18 protein-coding genes and 1 other annotated feature are annotated in these 19095 nt (G+C 45.2%); of the genes, 12 read left to right on the top strand and 6 right to left on the bottom strand.

The window, feature by feature from the left end; translation table 11 throughout:
* Positions 1-27: 27 nt before the first annotated feature.
* From tet(35) to hisIE, 9 genes are all read left to right on the top strand, one after another.
* Positions 28-1629, top strand: coding sequence for a tetracycline efflux Na+/H+ antiporter family transporter Tet(35) (gene tet(35), locus ACXABW_RS09310; protein ID WP_457522359.1), 1602 nt, complete (start codon positions 28-30; stop codon positions 1627-1629).
* A 176-nt stretch (positions 1630-1805) separates the two neighbouring features.
* Positions 1806-1943, top strand: a sequence feature (His leader region).
* A 52-nt stretch (positions 1944-1995) separates the two neighbouring features.
* Positions 1996-2892 (top strand): ATP phosphoribosyltransferase, encoded by an 897-nt coding sequence (hisG, locus tag ACXABW_RS09305; RefSeq protein ID WP_252027529.1) that lies wholly within the window; start codon positions 1996-1998, stop codon positions 2890-2892.
* A gap of 4 nt (positions 2893-2896) precedes the next feature.
* Complete coding sequence (gene hisD, locus ACXABW_RS09300; RefSeq protein ID WP_252027528.1) at positions 2897-4207, top strand: histidinol dehydrogenase; 1311 nt, start codon at positions 2897-2899, stop codon at positions 4205-4207.
* Between the two features lie 12 nt (positions 4208-4219).
* Positions 4220-5260: a histidinol-phosphate transaminase gene (gene hisC, locus ACXABW_RS09295; protein ID WP_457522357.1), complete on the top strand. Its 1041-nt coding sequence runs from the start codon at positions 4220-4222 to the stop codon at positions 5258-5260.
* A 68-nt stretch (positions 5261-5328) separates the two neighbouring features.
* Entirely contained in the window at positions 5329-6402 is a 1074-nt protein-coding gene (gene hisB, locus ACXABW_RS09290) for a bifunctional histidinol-phosphatase/imidazoleglycerol-phosphate dehydratase HisB (protein ID WP_265687696.1), read from the top strand.
* Between the two features lie 26 nt (positions 6403-6428).
* The gene (hisH, locus tag ACXABW_RS09285; RefSeq protein ID WP_038867122.1) at positions 6429-7043 is read left to right on the top strand and encodes an imidazole glycerol phosphate synthase subunit HisH; all 615 of its coding nucleotides are present in this window, start codon (positions 6429-6431) and stop codon (positions 7041-7043) included.
* 12 nt (positions 7044-7055) lie between these two features.
* Entirely contained in the window at positions 7056-7793 is a 738-nt protein-coding gene (gene hisA / locus ACXABW_RS09280) for a 1-(5-phosphoribosyl)-5-[(5-phosphoribosylamino)methylideneamino]imidazole-4-carboxamide isomerase (RefSeq protein ID WP_457522354.1), read from the top strand.
* The gene (gene hisF, locus ACXABW_RS09275) at positions 7775-8548 is read left to right on the top strand and encodes an imidazole glycerol phosphate synthase subunit HisF (protein WP_004749837.1); all 774 of its coding nucleotides are present in this window, start codon (positions 7775-7777) and stop codon (positions 8546-8548) included. Before hisA ends, hisF begins: the two co-directional genes overlap by 19 nt.
* A complete protein-coding gene (gene hisIE, locus ACXABW_RS09270; protein ID WP_457522351.1) occupies positions 8545-9180 on the top strand; it encodes a bifunctional phosphoribosyl-AMP cyclohydrolase/phosphoribosyl-ATP diphosphatase HisIE in 636 nt (211 codons plus the stop codon). Before hisF ends, hisIE begins: the two co-directional genes overlap by 4 nt.
* A gap of 97 nt (positions 9181-9277) precedes the next feature.
* On the opposite strand, the gene ACXABW_RS09265 is transcribed toward hisIE, so the two are convergent.
* A complete protein-coding gene (locus tag ACXABW_RS09265; protein WP_457522349.1) occupies positions 9278-9997 on the bottom strand; it encodes an rRNA large subunit pseudouridine synthase E in 720 nt (239 codons plus the stop codon).
* Positions 9998-10306: 309 nt separating this feature from the next.
* Here ACXABW_RS09265 and ACXABW_RS09260 point away from each other — a divergent pair, with 309 nt between their 5' ends.
* The gene (locus ACXABW_RS09260) at positions 10307-12532 is read left to right on the top strand and encodes an NADP-dependent isocitrate dehydrogenase (protein ID WP_457522348.1); all 2226 of its coding nucleotides are present in this window, start codon (positions 10307-10309) and stop codon (positions 12530-12532) included.
* A gap of 63 nt (positions 12533-12595) precedes the next feature.
* Here ACXABW_RS09260 and ACXABW_RS09255 read toward each other — a convergent pair whose 3' ends face one another.
* On the bottom strand, positions 12596-13156 hold the full coding sequence (locus ACXABW_RS09255) for an SOS response-associated peptidase (protein ID WP_265687700.1): 561 nt from the start codon (positions 13154-13156) through the stop codon (positions 12596-12598).
* Between the two features lie 160 nt (positions 13157-13316).
* Positions 13317-13538 (bottom strand): cold shock domain-containing protein CspD, encoded by a 222-nt coding sequence (gene cspD, locus ACXABW_RS09250; RefSeq protein ID WP_252027518.1) that lies wholly within the window; start codon positions 13536-13538, stop codon positions 13317-13319.
* A 471-nt stretch (positions 13539-14009) separates the two neighbouring features.
* Here cspD and clpS point away from each other — a divergent pair, with 471 nt between their 5' ends.
* Together clpS and clpA are read left to right on the top strand one after the other, a co-directional pair.
* Positions 14010-14330, top strand: a complete 321-nt coding sequence (gene clpS / locus ACXABW_RS09245) for an ATP-dependent Clp protease adapter ClpS (protein WP_252027517.1) — start codon at positions 14010-14012, stop codon at positions 14328-14330.
* Positions 14331-14376: 46 nt separating this feature from the next.
* Positions 14377-16644, top strand: a complete 2268-nt coding sequence (gene clpA / locus ACXABW_RS09240) for an ATP-dependent Clp protease ATP-binding subunit ClpA (RefSeq protein WP_252027516.1) — start codon at positions 14377-14379, stop codon at positions 16642-16644.
* A 63-nt stretch (positions 16645-16707) separates the two neighbouring features.
* On the opposite strand, the gene ACXABW_RS09235 is transcribed toward clpA, so the two are convergent.
* The 3 genes from ACXABW_RS09235 to ACXABW_RS09225 are packed head-to-tail and all read right to left on the bottom strand — an operon-like array spanning position 16708 to position 19069.
* The gene (locus ACXABW_RS09235; protein ID WP_457522346.1) at positions 16708-17346 is read right to left on the bottom strand and encodes a YdcF family protein; all 639 of its coding nucleotides are present in this window, start codon (positions 17344-17346) and stop codon (positions 16708-16710) included.
* The gene (locus ACXABW_RS09230; protein ID WP_457522344.1) at positions 17339-18181 is read right to left on the bottom strand and encodes an NAD(P)H-binding protein; all 843 of its coding nucleotides are present in this window, start codon (positions 18179-18181) and stop codon (positions 17339-17341) included. The genes ACXABW_RS09235 and ACXABW_RS09230 overlap by 8 nt, the downstream gene beginning before the upstream one ends.
* 3 nt (positions 18182-18184) lie before the next feature.
* A complete protein-coding gene (locus tag ACXABW_RS09225) occupies positions 18185-19069 on the bottom strand; it encodes a LysR family transcriptional regulator (protein ID WP_457522342.1) in 885 nt (294 codons plus the stop codon).
* Positions 19070-19095 lie beyond the last annotated feature (26 nt).

Here is a 19095-nt window from a genome sequence, read left to right as displayed (position 1 = left end):
GCCATTACTTACTGGTTTTTGAAGATCATGAATTTAATTGATTTCGCATCATCTCCGCTGTCGCTATTGCCGCCAATTGTCGCGCTTAGCTTAGCAATCATTACTCGTCGTGTTTTAGTATCTCTTGGGGTTGGTATTCTCCTGGGGGCAGTTTTGCTTGCCGATTACTCTATCGGTAATGCACTAGGTTATGTTGGGGCAACCGTTTCAAGCGTCTTTATTGAAGACGGTGGTATTAATACTTGGAACATGAGCATTGTAGGTTTCCTTATTTTATTAGGAATGACGACTGCATTACTGACATTGTCTGGTGGTACTCGCGCGTTTGCTGAATGGGCTCAATCTCGTGTGAAAAGTAAACGCGGCTCGAAGTTACTCGCAGCGTTCCTTGGGGTTTTCATCTTTGTTGATGATTACTTCAACAGTCTAGCAGTAGGCGCTATCTCGCGTCCGGTAACTGATCGATTCTATGTTTCTCGCGCTAAACTAGCTTACATCCTAGACTCAACGGCGGCGCCGATGTGTGTGATTATGCCGGCTTCTAGTTGGGGTGCTTACATCATTACTATTATCGGTGGCATTTTGGTCTCTCACGGCATTACAGAGTATTCAGCTCTTGGTGCTTATGTTCGACTAATCCCAATGAACTTCTACGCTGTGTTTGCTCTACTAATGGTATTTGCAGTGGCATGGTTCGGTTTAGATATTGGTAAAATGCGTGATCATGAAATTGCAGCTTCTCAAGGCCGTGGTTTCGATAAAGATAAAGAGAACGATACACAGGAAGCTCATGACTTAAACGAAGAGTTGGATATTCGAGAAAGTGAGAAAGGCAATGTGCTTGATTTAGTACTTCCTATCGTAACGCTTATCGTAGCAACAGTAGCAGCCATGCTCTACACCGGTGGACAAGCATTGGCAGCCGACGGTAAAGAATTTGCGTTGCTTGGTGCATTCGAAAACACCGATGTAGGCATGTCTCTTATCTATGGTAGTTTGCTTGGCCTTGCGGTTGCACTGTTCACCGTTCTTAAGCAGGGTATCCCAATGGTGGAAATTACCCGTACGCTTTGGATTGGTGCAAAATCAATGTTTGGTGCAATTCTGATCCTAGTATTTGCTTGGACAATTGGTTCAGTCATTGGTGATATGAAGACGGGTTCTTACTTGTCTACCTTAGCTCAAGGCAACATTGACGTTCATTGGCTACCAGTCATCTTATTCTTGTTGTCGGGCCTAATGGCTTTCTCAACCGGTACGTCATGGGGTACGTTTGGTATCATGTTACCAATCGCTGGTGATATGGCTGGTGCAACCGATGTAGCACTGATGCTACCTATGTTGAGTGCTGTACTGGCAGGCGCTGTATTTGGGGACCACTGTTCACCAATTTCTGATACAACGATTCTTTCTTCTACAGGGGCGCGTTGTAACCATATTGACCACGTTGCGACTCAGCTCCCATATGCACTTTCAGTGGCGTTAGTCTCTTGTATTGGATTTATTGTTCTTGGCATGACTACCTCTATTGCTATGTCTTTTGCTGCCGCTGCTGCAACATTTGTATTGGTTTGTTTTGTACTTTCGATTATGTCGAAATCAAAAATGGCAAATTGCCAGAGCGCTTAAGCGCAGGAAATAAAACTGTCATAAAGGAGGCTTCGGCCTCCTTTTTTGTTTCAAACAAATAAAATTAAAAAAGTGCTAATTAAAGGTTGCAAATAAAATCAAGCTTAGTTAGTGTGGATATCAAGACAGCAACATAACTAAGAGCTGATAAGTATGCGCAATTTTGTAATGAACATTCATCACCATCATCACCCTATCTAGTCTTTCGGGGAGATACGCGCATACCCGGGAGGCAGAAAACTCCCGGAGATAAAATCATAGAAAACAAGATTTTAAACCCTCGGGAGACCAAAAGCTCCCGAGGGTTTTTTAGTTTTTGATTCAGTAAAATTTAATAAATTCAACTTCTTGCACAGGGATACAGCAATGCAATCACAACGCCTAAGAATCGCAATCCAAAAGAAAGGTCGCTTGAGTAAAGAGTGCCAAGACCTACTCAAAAAATGTGGTGTTAAATTTAACATCATGGGTGAGCGCCTAGTGGTTCACTCACTAAATATGCCAATTGATTTATTGCTTGTTCGTGATGATGACATTCCAGGCCTCATCATGGACGGAGTCGTTGATTTGGGCTTTATTGGCGAAAATGAGCTTGAAGAAGTTCGCTATGACCGTAAAGCACTAGGTGAGCCTTATGAATTTGTTTCACTTCGTCGCTTAGATTTTGGTGGTTGCCGTTTGTCCATCGCCATTGACAAAGATGAAGAGTATAACGGCCCGCAAGATTTGGCCGGAAAGCGTATCGCAACGACTTACCCTCAATTGCTTAAAGCTTACATGGATGAGCAGGGCGTACCGTTTAGCACTTGTATGCTGACAGGCTCTGTAGAAGTGGCTCCAAGAGCGGGCCTAGCTGATGCGATTGCAGACCTTGTTTCGACAGGTGCGACTTTAGAAGCAAATGGGCTGAAAGAAGCCGAAGTTATTTTCCAGTCTAAGGCGACCTTGATTCAACGTGTTGGCGAGTTTGATGAAGACAAACTTGCGTTAATTGAAAAGTTACTCACTCGTATGCAAGGCGTTCAGCAAGCGAAAGAGTCGAAGTACATCATGTTACATGCTCCTGTTGCCAAGCTTGAACAAGTGAAGGCGTTACTGCCAGGTGCAGAAGATCCAACCGTTTTGCCTCTTTCTTCTGATAAGGAGAAAGTAGCCGTACATCTTGTTAGTACAGAAAACTTGTTCTGGGAAACGATGGAACAGCTGAAAGAGTTGGGTGCAAGCTCAATTCTAGTACTTCCAATTGAGAAAATGATGGGGTAACAACATGAGAACGGTTGTATGGCAGTCATTAAGTGAATCTCAGCAAGACTCTGTACTGGAGCGACCTGCGATCAGTGAAGGCGCAAACATTACAGCGGCAGTGTCCGATGTTATAGCCAAGGTGCGTAGTGAAGGTGATAAGGCATTAACAGAGCTGACAGAAAAGTTTGATCGCGTTAAACCTGAATCTATTCGTGTCTCTGCACAAGAAATCGATGAGGCTGCCGGGCGTCTATCAGAAAAGATGAAAAACGCACTTGAGCAAGCGTACTCTAACATCGCCAAATTTCACAAGGCTCAGCGCCCTGAGCCTCTCAGAGTAGAAACTCAACCTGGTGTTGTTTGTGAGCAAGTTACGCGTCCAATTAATACCGTGGGTTTGTATATTCCAGGTGGCAGTGCACCCCTGCCATCAACCGTACTGATGTTAGGTGTGCCGGCTCAGATTGCAGGTTGCCGAAAAGTTGTATTGTGTTCACCACCGCCTATCGCCGACGAAATTCTTTACGTCGCTAAGCTTTGTAATATCGATGAAGTGTACAATGTTGGCGGTGGCCAGGCTGTGGCAGCAATGGCTTACGGAACTGAAACTGTATCGAAAGTCGATAAGATCTTTGGCCCAGGTAATGCGTATGTGACCGAAGCTAAGCGCCAAGTGAGCAATGATTTCCGAGGTGCAGCGATTGACATGCCTGCAGGCCCATCAGAAGTGTTAGTGATTGCCGATGATACCGCCGATCCGGATTTCATTGCTGCCGACCTTTTAAGTCAAGCAGAGCACGGCCCTGATTCTCAAGTTGTTTTGGTGACTCCATCTCCAGTGATTGCCGATCAAGTGACAGACGCGGTACAACGTCAGCTAAAAGAGCTGTCGCGTGCCGATATTGCGGAAAAAGCATTGGCATCTAGTTTAATCATTATTGCGGAATCACTGACTCAGTCAGTTTCAATCTCAAATTACTACGGTCCAGAGCACTTAATTGTTCAGACTAAAAACCCACGCGAGCTTCTACCTCTATTAGATAATGCAGGTTCCATCTTCCTAGGTGACTGGTCCCCGGAATCAGCAGGAGACTATGCGTCGGGTACTAACCACGTTCTTCCTACATACGGTTACACGCGTACATACTCAAGCTTAGGGCTAGCGGACTTTTCTAAACGTATGACGGTTCAAGAACTGTCTGCTGAAGGCCTCAAAGGTTTAGCTCCAACGGTTGTGACGATGGCTGAAGCTGAAGGCCTAGATGCTCACAAACGTGCCGTGACTATTCGTACAGAAAAGTTAAGCCGTGTCGAAAAACTGGCTGCGAAGTAAGAGGACAATGAGATGGAAAAGCTAGCGCGTAAACAAGTCCAAAAACTTACCCCATATTTGTCAGCTCGTCGTATCGGTGGTACTGGTGATGTATGGTTGAATGCTAATGAATCACCATTCAACAATGAATATAAGACCGATTTTGCCAGGCTTAATCGTTACAGCGAATGCCAGCCTAAAGAACTGATTTCAGCCTATGCTGCCTACGCTGGTGTTAAGCCAGAACAAACGCTGACCTCTCGAGGTGCAGATGAAGGTATAGAGCTTTTGATTCGTGCATTCTGTGAGCCAGGTGAAGATGCGATTTTATATTGTCCACCAACCTACGGTATGTACGCTATCAGTTCAGAAACCATTGGTGTCGAGCGTAAAACCGTCCCGTTAACCTCGGATTGGCAGCTTGACCTTGCTGGTATTGAAGCCAACCTAGATAACGTCAAATTGGTTTTTGTGTGTTCGCCAAACAACCCAACGGGTAACTTGGTTAAGCGTGAAGATATTGTTTCGTTACTTGAGATGACCAAAGACCGCGCTATCGTGGTGATGGATGAAGCGTACATCGATTTTTGTCCTGAAGCGTCAACAGTAGACTTGCTTGAACAGTTCCCAAATTTGGCGATTTTGCGCACTCTGTCGAAAGCTTTTGCTCTTGCGGGGTTACGTTGTGGTTTTACGCTTGCGAACGAAGAACTGATTAATGTACTTCTTAAGGTTATTGCACCATACCCAGTACCCGTTCCGGTTGCCGAAATTGCAACTCAAGCATTATCTGAGTCAGGGTTGGCACGAGCCAAGTTTCAAGTGCTTGATTTAAATGCAAACCGTGCCTATTTGCAGGTGGGTTTGTCGATGATTCCAGGTTTGGAAGTGTTCGAGGGGTGGGGCAACTACCTATTGGTGAAGTTCCCTGATGGCGACGATCTTTTTAAAGCTGCATGGGATACCGGCATTATTTTGCGTAACTCGCCTATTGAAAACTGCGTACGTATCAGTGTAGGTAACCGCGACGAGTGTGAAAAAACGCTCGGATTTATAAGAAACTACTACTCATAAGTAGAGATAAAATTATTTGTTTTCGCTAACAAGCGGAAGCGCCAAAGATTAGTAATAAGGAAGTTCGAGTGAGCAAACAACAAAAAATCCTTTTTATCGACCGTGATGGCACTTTAATCGTTGAGCCACCGGTTGATTTTCAAGTAGACCGTCTAGATAAACTAAAGCTAGAGCCGTTCGTTATCCCAAGCCTGTTGTCGTTACAGGAAGCAGGTTACCGTCTAGTGATGGTAACGAACCAAGATGGTTTGGGTACCGACAGCTACCCACAAGCAGATTTTGATGCACCACACGATATGATGATGGAGATTTTTGAATCTCAAGGTGTGAAGTTCGATGACGTACTGATCTGCCCTCACTTTGAAGAAGATAATTGCTCATGCCGTAAGCCTAAGTTAGGCATGGTGAAAGAGTACCTTCAAGGTGGAAAAGTGGATTTCCAAAACTCAGTCGTGATTGGCGATCGTCAAACGGATCTTCAGCTTGCGGAAAACATGGCGATTCGTGGCATTCAATACAATCCAGAAACCATGGGCTGGAAGCAGATCCTTAAAGATTTAACAGTAAAAGCTCGTGTCGCGGAAGTGGTTCGTACTACGAAAGAAACGGATATTAAAGTCTTGGTAAATCTTGATGACCAAGGCGGTAATGATATTTCTACAGGCCTAGGCTTCTTTGACCACATGCTTGATCAAATCGCAACGCACGGTGGATTTAAGATGGTGTGTAAGGTGGAGGGCGATCTACACATTGACGATCATCACTCAGTAGAAGACACCGCTCTTGCTTTAGGGCAAGCATTGAAAGAAGCGTTAGGTGATAAGCGTGGTATTGGCCGATTTGGCTTTAGCCTGCCAATGGATGAGTGTTTGGCACAATGTGCACTAGACCTATCTGGTCGTCCTTACCTTAAGTTCGACGCGCAATTCAGCCGTGAACAAGTCGGTGATCTTTCAACAGAGATGGTGGTTCACTTCTTCCGTTCTTTGACTGACACCCTAGCGTGTACGCTGCACCTTTCTTCAGCTGGTGATAACGATCACCACATCATTGAAAGCTTGTTCAAAGCGTTTGGACGTACTTTGCGTCAAGCAATCAAAGTAGAAGGCACTGAGCTGCCAAGTAGTAAAGGCGTACTTTAAGGCTAACCTTAGCAAGGAGAAAAACAGTGACAGAACAGAAAGTTGTCATTATCGATACTGGCTGTGCCAACGTCTCTTCGGTGAAGTTTGCTATTGAACGCCTAGGCTATGACGTAACAATTTCAAAAGATCCGCAAGTTGTATTGTCGGCAGATAAGCTATTCCTACCGGGTGTGGGAACCGCCAGCGAAGCGATGAAAAACCTTGAAGAGCGTGACCTTATCAGCTTGGTAAAGCAGGTAGAAAAGCCGCTGCTAGGTATCTGTTTGGGCATGCAACTGTTGGGCAAAGTGTCTCAAGAGAAAGGGCAGAAAGCAGATGAGTTGGTTGAGTGTCTTGGACTTTGTGATGGCGAAGTGAAGTTGCTACAAACCGGCGATTTACCGCTGCCGCATATGGGGTGGAACACGGTGTCTGCAAAAGCAGGTAACCCATTGTTCAAAGGTATTGAAGAGGGTGAGTATTTCTACTTCGTGCACAGCTTTGCGATGCCAGTAGGTGACTACACCATTGCCCAATGTGAATATGGCAACCCGTTCACAGCAGCAGTACAAAGCGGTAACTACTACGGCGTGCAATTCCACCCTGAGCGTTCTTCAAAAGCGGGCGCGAAACTTATTCAAAACTTCTTAGAATTATAAAAGGGATTTAGTGTGATTATTCCAGCTCTTGATTTAATTGAAGGACAGGTGGTTCGCCTTTATCAAGGTGATTACGGCCAAGTAACCGAGTATAAAGTCGATCCAGCAGAGCAGTTCAACTTGTATCACCAAGCTGGTGCTAACTGGCTGCACTTGGTGGATTTAACCGGCGCGAAAGACACAACAGCACGCCAGCTTGATTTGATTGCAAAGCTATTAGCAAGTACGCCAGCGAACATCCAAATCGGCGGTGGTGTGCGTACAGAGCAAGATGTCATTGATCTACTCCAAGCAGGTGCTCAACGTGTTGTAGTTGGTTCTACAGCAGTAAAACAGCCAGAGCTTGTGAAAGGTTGGATGGAAAAGTATGGCGCAGAGAAAATCGTTCTCGCACTAGACATTAACATCGACCAAAACGGCACACGTAAAGTGGCGATCTCTGGTTGGCAAGAAGACTCAGGCGTGACCATCGAAGCTCTGATCAACGATTACCTAACGGTAGGTTTGCAGCACGTGCTTTGTACGGACATTTCTCGTGACGGTACGCTAGAAGGCTCAAACGTAGAGCTTTACGTCGACCTATGTAAACAGTACCCACAAGTGCAGTTTCAATCTTCAGGTGGCATTGGCTCATTAGCAGATATCGAAGCGCTAAAAGGCAGCGGTGTGGCTGGTGTGATTGTTGGTCGTGCACTGTTAGATGGTAAGTTCACAGCAGAGGAGGCGTTTGCATGCTGGCAAAGCGAATAATTCCATGTCTTGATGTTCGTGATGGACAAGTGGTAAAGGGCGTTCAGTTCCGTAACCACGAGATCATTGGCGACATAGTTCCTCTGGCACAGCGTTATGCGGAAGAGGGCGCTGACGAGCTTGTGTTCTACGATATTACCGCTTCAAGTGATGGCCGCGTCGTAGATAAAAGTTGGGTCGCTCGCGTTGCGGAAGTAATTGATATTCCTTTCTGTGTCGCTGGTGGCATTAAATCAGCCGAAGACGCAGCACGCATTCTTGAGTTTGGCGCGGACAAAGTCTCGATCAACTCACCTGCGTTGGCGAACCCGCAGTTGATTACCGATCTTGCCGATAAGTTTGGCGTTCAATGTATCGTTGTTGGTATCGACTCATACTACGACAAAGAGACCGGCAAGTATCAGGTCTACCAGTTTACTGGTGATGAAGAACGTACCAAAGCAACCCAATGGGAAACGCGTGATTGGGTGCAAGAAGTGCAAAAGCGTGGCGCTGGTGAAATCGTATTGAACATGATGAACCAAGACGGCGTGCGTAACGGCTACGATATTGAACAACTTAATATGGTGCGTGAAGTGTGTAACGTACCATTGATTGCATCGGGTGGGGCGGGTGCCATGGAGCACTTCGCAGAAGCCTACCAAAAAGCAAATGTGGATGGCGCGCTTGCCGCATCGGTATTCCACAAGCAAGTCATCAATATTGGTGAACTAAAGCAGTATTTGAAACAACAAGGCATTGAGGTACGACTATGAGTGTGAAAGCCGCCGAAGTAAGTTCGCTAGCTGAGCGAATCAACTGGGAAAAGGTGGATGGTCTGGTACCTGCCATCGTACAAGATTTCCAATCAAGCCAAGTGCTGATGATGGGTTACATGAACCAAGATGCGTTGGCAAAAACGGGCGAAACAGGTCAAGTGACGTTCTTCTCTCGTACCAAGCAACGTCTTTGGACGAAAGGTGAGACCTCTGGCAACGTATTGCAATTGGTGAACATTCAGCTCGATTGTGACAACGACACGTTACTGGTGAAAGTGAATCCCATTGGTCCTACGTGTCACTTGGGTAACACAACTTGCTGGGATGTGGACCCTCAAGAGGAGTCACAAATGGTGTGGCTTCATCAACTTGAGCAGCTATTGGCTGCCCGCAAGAGTGCCGACCCAGATTCCTCTTATACTGCCAGTCTTTATGCCCGTGGCACCAAGCGTATTTCGCAAAAAGTGGGCGAAGAAGGCGTTGAAGTCGCGCTTGCGGCGACGTCGGGCGATAAGGCGGAGCTAGTGTGTGAATCGGCAGATTTGATTTACCACCTAATGGTTCTACTTCAGGACCAAGATCTGTCAATGAATGATGTTGTGAACAAACTTAAAGAGCGCCACAAGTAACTAGAGCGAGCATGTATGCTGATGCTTGCGTTGCTCTAAAAGTTAGATGGTTATGAAGTAAAAGCCTTTACATTCGTAGAGGCTTTTTACGTCTAATTTAGAGCTTAATTTCCTTCCATTCACCCGGCTGTAGATCGGCTAGCGTAATGTCTCCCATTGAATAACGTACCAGTCTTAGGGTAGGGAAGCCTATATGAGCGGTCATCCTACGCACTTGGCGATTTCTTCCTTCGATAATTGTAATGGCAAGCCATGTCGTGGGGATATTAGCGCGAAATCTGACAGGTGGCGTTCTGGGCCAGATATCAGGTTCATCCATCTTTTCAACTTTGGCTGGCAGTGTCATGCCGTCTTTTAGCTCGACACCTTTGCGTAGTTTTTCCAAATCGGCTTCTTGAGGGGCGCCATCGACTTGGACCCAATAGGTTTTAGGAGACTTCGATTTTGGTTGAGTCAATCGAGCTTGCAGAATGCCGTCATTGGTTAACACCATAAGCCCTTCGCTATCTCTATCCAAACGGCCTGCTGCATAGACATCTTTTACAGGGATGTAGTCAGCGAGAGTTTGCCTGCCTTCTCCATCGGTAAATTGGCTTAGTGTGTCGAATGGCTTATTAAAAACAATGACTTTCCGTTCTTCGGCAGAAACGCGTTTAGGCTCAGCCTTAGATTTACGCTTAAATTGAGCGCGATTGTTTTTAGGAAGGCTGTCTTGTGAACGGTTTTTCCAAGATACTGGCGATTTACTTTGTTTAAATTTTGGCTTATTTGCCTGATTGGCTTTTCCGTTAGAGTCACGACTGGAGCGTGATGACATGTTAACTACCTTGCAAAAATGTAAATGAACTGTGTTTGAAAGTTTTAAGAATTTCCAATTTGAGCTATCATTTGCGCGCCCAAAAACAGATTAATGCACAAGATAATAGACTATTATCTTCGTTTTGTTTAATTATAAGTAACTACACTCACGGACTCAGGTTTTCGATGCTCAACGCAAAGCCGAGTATTTTTAAAAGAGTGACAATATCGCGACCAAACGTTTTGGGGATGCAGTACCAGTTTGGAAGCGTACATTCACACGGCACTATTCATCCAATAGAGGCTGTTAGAACAATAGGGAAATTTCATGCCTACAGAAAAACCTACAATCATCTATACGATTACTGACGAAGCACCAGCACTAGCAACTTACTCGCTATTACCGATTATTCAATCATTTACAGCTTCTTCAGGTATTGACGTTGATACACGTGATATCTCTTTAGCAGGGCGTATTATTGCAAACTTCCCTGAGCACTTGAAAGAAGAGCAGCGTATTGGTGATGCACTGGCAGAATTAGGTGAGCTGGCGAAAACGCCAGAAGCAAACATCATTAAACTACCAAATATTTCAGCATCTATCCCGCAGTTAAAAGCGGCAATCAAAGAGCTACAAGACAAAGGTTTCGCTCTTCCTAACTATCTTGAAGAGCCTAGCACTTACGAGCAAGAAGCAATCAAAGCGACTTACGACAAGATCAAAGGTAGTGCGGTAAACCCAGTACTACGTGAAGGTAACTCAGACCGTCGTGCCCCGCTTTCTGTAAAGAACTATGCAAAGAAAAACCCTCATTCAATGGGCGCTTGGTCAGCAGATTCTAAGTCTCATGTATCAAGCATGTCAGGCCAAGATTTCTTCGGCAGCGAAAAATCGACGACAGTAGAAAAAGCAACTGACGTGAAGATTGAATTTGTTGCACAAGACGGTTCTGTGAAAGAACTGAAAAAAGCGTTCCCTCTACAAGACAATGAAATTATCGATTGTTCTGTGATGAACAAGGCTGCACTGGTTGCATTCTTTGAAAAAGAAATCGCAGACGCGAAAGAAAAAGACGTGCTGCTTTCTCTGCACATGAAAGCAACCATGATGAAAGTCTCTGACCCTGTGATCTTCGGTCACGCGGTTAAGGTTTACTACAAAGATGTGTTTGCGAAATACGGCGAGTTGTTTGACAAGCTTGGTGTTGATGTTAACAACGGTATCGGTGACGTTTACGCGAAGATCCAATCACTGCCTGCAGCTCAAAAAGAAGAGATCGAAGCTGCACTTCAAGCGGTATACCAAACTCAGCCACCTCTTGCGATGGTTGATTCTGACCGTGGCATCACTAACCTACACGTACCTAGTGACATTATCGTAGATGCTTCAATGCCAGCAATGCTGCGCTCTTCTGGCCAAATGTGGGGACCAGATGGTAAGCAGAAAGATACCAAAGCGATGATTCCTGATCGTAGCTACGCGGGTATCTACCAAGCAGTTATCGATTTCTGTAAAGAGAACGGCGCATTCAACCCAACGACTATGGGTAGCGTGCCAAACGTAGGCTTAATGGCTCAAAAAGCGGAAGAGTACGGTTCTCACGATAAGACATTCATTCTCGATGCAGCAGGTACAGTACGTGTTGTGGATGCATCTGGTGCCGTTCTACTTGAGCAATCAGTAGAGGAAGGCGATATCTTCCGTATGTGCCAAGTGAAAGACGCGCCAATCCAAGATTGGGTTAAGCTGGCAGTAACTCGCGCACGTGCAACAGGTGTTCCAGCCGTGTTCTGGTTGGACGAAAATCGTGCACACGATGCAGAGCTTATCAAGAAAGTAAACGCGTACCTACCACAGCACGATACTGATGGTTTGGAAATCAAGATCCTTGCTCCATTAGAAGCGTGTCAGTTCTCGCTAGTTCGTATTAAAGAAGGTCTAGATACGATCTCTGTAACGGGTAACGTTCTACGTGACTACCTAACAGACTTGTTCCCAATCCTTGAGTTAGGTACATCAGCGAAGATGCTTTCTATCGTTCCGCTAATGAACGGTGGTGGTTTATTCGAAACTGGTGCCGGCGGTTCAGCGCCTAAACACGTTCAACAAGTAGAGAAAGAAAACCACTTGCGTTGGGACTCTCTAGGTGAATTCCTAGCACTAGCGGCTTCTCTAGAGCACCTAAGCGTAGTGACAGGCAACAAGAAGGCACAAGTACTTGCTGACGCTCTAGATAAAGCAACAGGCCAGTTCCTAGATAACAACAAGTCGCCTTCACGTAAAGTGGGTGAGTTGGATAACCGTGGTAGCCACTTCTACCTAGCGACATACTGGGCTCAAGCACTAGCCGAGCAAACTGCAGATGCAGAATTGGCGGCAGAGTTTGCTTCAGTAGCGAAATCACTAGCAGACAATGAAGAAACAATTGTTGCTGAGTTGAACGGTGCTCAAGGCGTTGCAGGTGAGCTTGGTGGTTATTATGCTCCAGTAGATGCTCTAGCATCTGAATTAATGCGTCCTAGCTCTACGCTAAACAGCATTATTAATGGTTAATCCCATTAAAGAATATAAAGCCCGCTTAACAGCGGGCTTTTTTGATCATGCCTGCGGAGTCACTTAAGCACAGCGCGTTACTAATAGATGACTAGCCGGACTTGATTTGAGTAGATCAACCCACTTAGAGTCGGCGCTTCCTAACCAATCAAACACATCTTCTTCTTGCACCAACAGCGGCATTCGATGGTGGTATTGGCGATATCGTTCATTCGCTTGTGTGGTGAGGGTGACGAGATGCTCACCGAGAGCGATACCAGCCATCAATGTCGGGTGAGAGTCGTCGACGCGAAACAAATATTTTTCTTTGTGGTTTTTTTCGCCGGTCCACTCGTACCAACCGGAGCAGGGGATGATGACACGATTCTGGTGTATAGCCTGTTTAAACGTTGGCTTGATAGCCGCAGTTTCGGCCTGCGCGTTAATAATGAGCCTTTGCGCCCAGTGAGGTTTTATGCCCCATGATAGCGTCCGTTGCGTGATACGGCCTTGAGCGGTCGCTAAGACGGAGACTGAATCAGTGGGGCATAGGTTGCTGTTAGATTTGGTGGTGAACCTGATGCCGGCGATTTGACTCACTAGACGAGTCAGCGGGTCATCAATGATGTTTAGTCTGCCACACATAAGTGACGAACACCTATTTAAACAAGTCCTAAGCTAAGAATAGTGCGAGACTAGAAAGTCACAAGATGGGCAATGAGTTGCCAGATGAAAATAGAGACTAAAAACCCGCCATAGGGCGGGTTATCTTGCGCTGTAAAACAGCTTATAACTAAGACAGCAGTTACTTTGCAGCTTGAGTCTCAAGTGGCTCGACAGAACTTGCATGGTAACCTTTAGGCCCTTGCTCTACTTCATAGGAGACTTGCTGACCAGCTTTCAGAGTGCGGTATCCGTCCATCTTGATTGTGGAGTAGTGTGCAAAAATATCGCCATCTTCGCCTTCTGGGCAGATAAAACCAAACCCTTTGGCATTGTTAAACCATTTTACTGTACCTGTAGCCATGCTATACATCCCTCATGCATTTTGTTACTGATGTTGTTACTGCGGCCGAATCAACCCCTGACTCGACGTTGTATGAGTGAATATCAATTCAGCGGATGCCAAATTTTTAGTCACTAATTGACCAATGTAGTCAATGATTGAACACAGTCAATAGGCAAAAGGTCTAAAACTCGACATATTTGCAAGTAAATCACTTTTAAGATTTACATTTGTGTAATGAATGCAACTGTCAATATGAAGATTTTTTCGTCACTAAGATTGCTTTCTGGTGTCTTTTTAATCAATTAGATAAGTCAAGCCGAATGATAGAAATGTTTTATTTGCAGCGACTCAAATGCTGCATTAGTCTCTAAGTAAGAGATGTTTTTAGACTCGATGATTTTTCTCTTCGACTTTATGAGAAAAATCGAAAACTTTCACAACACAAGATGGTAAAATTGAGTACAGAAACACTCGAATATTGATTTAGTCATGAGTAAAAATTTTGAATGGGTGACTCCAGACTCAGATTTACTGGAGAGAGAGAAAACAGGGATAAAGCCACCTGCGATGTATAACGTTGTGCTTAATAATGACGACTACACGCCGATGGACTTTGTTATCGAAATCCTTGAGCGGTTTTTCTCGAAGGACATTGATCAAGCAACGCAGATCATGCTCAAGGTGCATTACGAAGGGAAAGCAATTTGTGGCACTTACACCGCCGAAGTTGCTGAGACAAAAGTGGCCCAAGTCACTATGTACTCAAGGGAAAATGAGCATCCATTGCTGTGTACAAAGGAGCAAGCGTAAATAATCACTTGCTCGAGCAACAGAGTTGTTCCTAAAGGAGGTACTTATGCTTAATAAAGAATTAGAGTCGAGTCTGAACGGTGCATTTGCTCGTGCCAGAGACAAACGACATGAGTTTATGACTGTCGAGCACCTCCTATTGGCATTATTAGAAAACGATGCCGCTAAGGAAGCATTATTAGCTTGCAAGGCAGATCTTGACGCACTTCGCCAAGAACTCGATGTATTCATCGATCAAACTACACCTCTAATACCTGAAAACGATGAAACTCGAGAAACCCAACCGACTTTGAGTTTTCAACGTGTTCTTCAACGCGCCGTATTCCATGTTCAGTCTTCTGGGCGTAATGAAGTAACGGGTGCTAATGTACTTGTCGCAATTTTTAGCGAGCAAGAGTCACACGCAGCGTACCTGCTTAAAAAGAATGACATTAGCCGCTTAGATATTGTTAACTTTATTTCTCATGGCATTACCAAATCTTCTGACTCTAGCGATGATTCATCTTCAGAATCATTCAACAATGACAGCGTAGAAGAAGTAAATTCGGAAGAGCGTCTGGAGAGTTTCGCAACCAACCTCAATAACGTGGCTAAACAGGGGAATATCGACCCACTAATTGGTCGTGATAAAGAGCTAGAGCGCACTATTCAAGTCTTATGTCGTCGCCGTAAGAACAACCCTCTACTGGTTGGTGAGGCGGGCGTGGGTAAAACCGCGATTGCTGAAGGTTTGGCCTGGAGAATTGTCGAAGGCCAGGTACCTGAAGTTATCCAAAATAGCGTTATTTATTCATTGGATATTGGTTCGCTATTAGCGGGTACCAAATATCGCGGTGATTTCGAAAAACGATTTAAAGCAATTCTTAAGCAACTTGAGAAAGAAGAAGATGCGATTTTGTTCATCGATGAAATCCACACCATTATTGGTGCAGGTGCGGCCTCTGGTGGTCAAGTCGATGCAGCAAACCTTATCAAGCCACTGTTGAGTAGCGGTAAGCTTCGTTGTATTGGTTCTACAACCTATCAAGAATACAGCAATATTTTTGAGAAAGAGCGCGCGTTATCTCGCCGCTTCCAGAAGATTGATATTGTTGAGCCGTCTCTCGATGACACGACTAAGATTTTGATTGGTCTTAAGCCAAAATATGAAGCACACCACGAGGTGCGTTATACCAACAAAGCACTGCGTGCAGCAGTCGAACTCTCAGCGAAATACATCAATGAGCGTCACCTGCCGGATAAAGCAATCGACGTTATCGATGAAGCTGGCGCGCGTAGCCGCTTAGCACCTGCTAGCCGCCGTAAGAAAACTGTTAGCGTGGCCGATATCGAAGCGATGGTTGCGAAGATGGCGCGTATTCCAGAGAAATCAGTCTCTTCTTCTGATAAAGACATTCTGCAAAATCTTGATGACAAGATGAAGATGCTGGTGTTCGGGCAAGATCCGGCTATCGATGTACTCAGTGAGGCAATTAAGCTGACTCGTGCTGGCCTTGGTGCAGACAACAAGCCTGTTGGTTCTTTCCTATTTGCTGGTCCTACAGGGGTTGGTAAAACAGAGGTGACGGTTCAACTTTCAAAACTTCTTGGTATCGAGCTGTTGCGCTTTGATATGTCAGAGTATGGCGAACGCCATTCAGTGAGCCGTTTGATTGGTGCTCCTCCTGGCTACGTAGGTTATGACCAAGGTGGTCTACTGACTGATGCAGTTATCAAACACCCACATTCCGTTGTGCTGTTGGATGAGATCGAGAAAGCGCACCCAGATATCTTTAACTTGCTACTGCAGGTGATGGATAATGGTACTTTGACTGATAATAACGGTCGTAAAGCTGATTTCCGTAACGTAATCTTAGTGATGACGACCAATGCTGGTGTACAGGAAACAGTGAAGAAGTCGATTGGCCTGATTCAACAAGATCACAGCCACGATGCAATGTCAGTTATCAAGAAGGTGTTCACGCCAGAATTTAGAAACCGTCTGGATAATATCATCTGGTTTAACAGTCTAGATGAAGATGTCATCCATCAAGTGGTTGATAAGTTCATTGTTGAGCTGCAAGTTCAGCTTGATGCGCGCGGAGTGTCGTTGGAAGTCTCTGAAGATGCAAGACACTGGCTTGCTAAGAAAGGTTACGATAAGGCGATGGGCGCTCGCCCAATGAGCCGAGTGATTCAAGAGCAGCTTAAGAAGCCTTTGGCTAACGAGTTACTGTTTGGTTCATTGGTTGACGGTGGTACTGTGAAAGTGTCACTTAAGAAAGATGAACTTAAGTTCAAATATCTTGGCGCAAAAGAAGAAGTTCTTCACTAGAATGCTAACTTAACTAATCAAAAGGCCAGAGTTTTACTCTGGCCTTTTTGTTTAGTTGATGATTTACGACTTAACAAACACTTCTCTCAGTTTTTCGTACGCATGCTGCGCTTCTGGTGAAGTGGGTTGTTCAATTTGAAATCCGAATGCAGGGTAATTGAGAATACGTTCGTAGTCTGATAGCAGAGCTTCCACGACAAGATCAAGTGTCATGTGTTCGTTCAAGTAATCAAAGAATGGCTGGTAAGGAGAGGTGACGTATACCGCTTGAACTTCATCTGGCCACTGCTTCATGAAGGTCGCATAGGTACGTCTTTCCATAAACGGCTTTTGCACCAAGATAATACGTTCCGGGCTGATCGCTTTTTCTTGCAATAGCTTATGAGTGAATAGAACGTTTTCTCCGGTATTGGTTGCAAGGTTCTCAATGATAATGTCTTCAGCAGGAACACCGCAGTCTCTAGCGATAGCAGCAAAGGTTTCAGCTTCACTTTTATCAAACAATCCATTGGTGAACCGGCCTTCACCACCAGAAAAGACGATTTTAGGCGCCAAACCTTTCAAATAAAGGCTGGCTGCATGCTCTGCAACCCTTATGTCGTTACTGCACAGTACGAAGATAATGTCTGACTGTTCTGGTGAATGCTCCATTAACATGTACTGCCAAAGTGATTCGATATGTTGATATAGATGTTTAGCCATTGATATCGTCCAGCGCTGAAGGAAGGTTGTCGAAAGTAAATTGGTAGCCTAGTGCGATGAGTTTATTACACAAAATACGTTTGTCAGGAATATCGACAATTGGTGGGAGCACGATGTCGTCGAGTTTTGCTTTTTCTATCGCAAGTGGGTAGAACTCTGCTTTGCTGAGACAATTTGGTGTAGTGGCGTTTAGTATCGTATTACTGGCGTTTTCAATTGCGAATGTTGAGATACCGACAGCATCTTGCAGGTGTAACATATTGGCCGGCGCAGAACGACTAATTTGCTTTAGCTTGCTAGCAAAGCGAGCAGGATTACGGTTTGGCCCAATGAGGCCTGAGCAGCGTAGAATGACATAGTCTAACCCTGAGTCGATGAGTAGTTGTTCGGCTTGTAGCATGGTACGAGCATTGTCACTGAAGTGGTCGTACTGTTCAGCTAAAGCTAAGGACGCAGCGTCTTCTGGCATATCCTCGGCTAGATTAGGGTATACCGTGGTTGAGCTAATCATAATGAGCTTTTTGGCGTTACTTTTGCGCACCTGGCCAATAAGGTTGCGCCATGAATCGATATAGCCTGTAGAGTTACCCTTGCGAAAACCGGGAGGAAAACTGCCCACTACAATCTCGCTTTGCTGAGAAAGCAGGATTGAGGACAGCCCATTGCTTGCCGGTTCATTTAAGTTGGACACAAATGCCTGTAAGCCTTTCGAACTCAATTCGTTCTTGCCTTCCTCAGTTGTTCGACTGGCATAAACATTATGGCCTTTAAGCGCTAGGTTTTGGCACAGCGGCAATCCCAGCCAGCCTGCGCCAACGACAGTAATCGTACTCATAGTCTAAATCTCATTTAATAAATTACGCAGCAGCTGACGTGCTTTCTTGTGCATGGGGTCGTGGCTCCATGTTTGATGCTGTATTACATCCACGTTGGCTACCCAACCAAGCTGCTCGAAGTCTACAGGGACACGTACTAACTCACCTGAATGTAACGCATTTTCCGCTAAGTGCGAAGGTAGAAGTGACCAACCAAAGCCACGAATCGTAAACTCGAGCAACATATAGTAGTTGTCGGCGTACCAGATATCAGGGCTAAATGCTTGATGGAAGAATGATGTGGTTTGGTTCTTTGAACGGATGATAAGTTGCCTGAACAAACGCAACTCATCAATATTGGCCTGAGTGCGCTTTGTACAAGGGTGATTAGGGCTTGCGTACACATCGAAGTGAACAGTTCCGATGCTTTCAAAGTCGAGTGATGAGGGGAGTGATAGCTCACTGAAAACAAGCCCAGTGGTCGCTCTTCCTGACTCAACCAGATCAATCACATCCGTACTTGAAGCGCTGAGGCACTCTAAGTCTATATTAGGGTAGTCTTGTTCCAACTGCTGTATGAGTAGCGAAATCTGTTTCAAAGGAATACCTTCGTCGATTCCTAGAACTAACCGGTTATCGGGCTCGTTAAACAGGTTTTTTGCTGTGTTCTTCAGCCTTTGATGTTGAAGTAACGTCGCACGTGCATAGGGGAGAAGTTTGTGTCCATCACCAGTCAGCTTAGGGTATCGACCTTCGCGGTCAAACAGGGCGACATTGGTATCGATTTCTAAGTTGATAATGTGCTGGCTTACGGCTGATTGAACTTTGCCAAGTTTACGTGCGGCACCAGAGAACGAGCCGCTTTCTACGGTCGCGATAAATGCTTCGAGCTGTTCGATGCTAAACATATCGTTTTTACTGATGGGATCTAATT

The organism is Vibrio paucivorans (genome assembly GCF_054053395.1).
The sequence above is the reverse complement of the archived record's forward strand: the minus strand, read 5'-3'. Positions and strand labels throughout refer to the sequence as shown.